General features: G+C 69.5%; 1 protein-coding gene. It reads right to left on the reverse strand.

Going from position 1 to position 1422, the window contains the following annotated elements; translation table 11 throughout:
• On the reverse strand, positions 1-1175 hold a 1175-nt coding region (locus ABT057_RS49080; RefSeq protein WP_352351917.1), incomplete at its 3' end, for an immunoglobulin domain-containing protein.
• Between the last annotated feature and the right edge of the window lie 247 nt (positions 1176-1422).

The raw sequence follows: 1422 nt of genomic DNA on the forward strand, positions 1-1422 counted from the left end.
GGTGGGGTGTCGGTGCCGTGGTAGGTGATGGGCGCGCCTTCGCCCAGCGCGAGGAACTCGTTCTCGCCCTCGCCGAGGAAGAGCGAGCGGTCCGGATCTGAGTCGGGTCGGCTCTGGAGGAACGTGCCGAACACATGGTGCAGCGGCACTTCTTGGGACGTCACCCAGAAGGGGCCGAGCGTGTGGCTGCTCTCGTCCGTGGGGTCCTTGTACGGCGTGAGGAGGCTGTACGACTCCGCAGGCCCCCGTGACATCTCCACCGACTGCCCCAGGGTCAGCGTGCCGCCGCCGTTCTGGTCCTCCAGCAGGTCCCGCTTCTCCAGGCGGATCAGCTGGACGACCCCGCGCTGCGCGTCGACGTTCGGCATCCTCACCCGGTTCAGCACCTCGTAGGTGAAGGCGTGCTGGGCGGCGGCGTTCCGCACCATCCAGGGCGCGAACACGGAGACCGGGTAACTGTCGTTGCCGTCAGGGGACCATGAGCGGTCGGGGTCGGGCCCACCGAGCAGGAAATAGCCGTTCTCGGCCGTCGACGGTCGGAAGTGGCTGACCAGCACCTTGAAGCGTCGGGACTCTTGGTTGACGGACCCGCCGGCCTGGTCGAACGCCCAGTTGCCCAGGGCGATACTGCTACCGCCCTCCTGGTCGAGCCACTGGTGGAACCGGTGGGACACTCCGTCGGTGCCGCGCAGCGAACCGCCCACCGGGCCGGTCGGGTCGGCGGGGTCGACCAGGGCCCACAGCGTGTCCTCGGGGCCCGGTACCTTGCGATCTCTCTCCCAGTTCGGGTTGACCACGAGTTCGCGGGGCAGGTCGTCGAGCAGTCCGCTCTCTCCGAGCCGCATCTGCATCCGCAGGAACTCGCTGCGGTACTCGGGACGCCAGCTGTCCCCCGTCAGCGCGGAGTTCGTCTCCAGCCACCGGACGGCGGCCGCCTTCTCCTCGGTGGACGCCGTGGCTGACAGCCGGGTCTCCTCGGCGCGCTGCGCGATCTTGCCCAGGTACCGCTCCGTGCGCTCCGACATGTCGTTGTAGTCGCGGTGGCCCTGCTCGGGGTCGCTCCACGTGTCCTCGGGGCTGGATTCCGGATAGGCCAGCGGGAAGGCGCGCCCGCCGCCCATGCTGATCAGCCCGAAGTCAGGCAGCTCGGGTGCGTTAGACCAGAGGGTTCCCACGGTGAAGGGTCCCGCTGGGACGTCGTCGTCACTTGGGTGAACGCGAGCGGCCACCGTGTCGGTGTGCGGTGGGGCCTGAGGCCGGGAGACGGGGTCGACCCATTTGTGGGAGCGGGGGGTGGGGGTGGTGGCGTCGTGGGCCTGTCGCCAGTTTCCGTCGGCGGTTTGTAGGGGGGTGTCGCCGATGAGGGTGGCGAGGAGGTGGAGGTGGCGTTCGCGGAGGTGGCCTTGGGGGAGGGCGTCGGGT

Source organism: Streptomyces sp. NPDC002588, assembly GCF_040295925.1.
Taxonomy (GTDB): domain Bacteria; phylum Actinomycetota; class Actinomycetes; order Streptomycetales; family Streptomycetaceae; genus Streptomyces.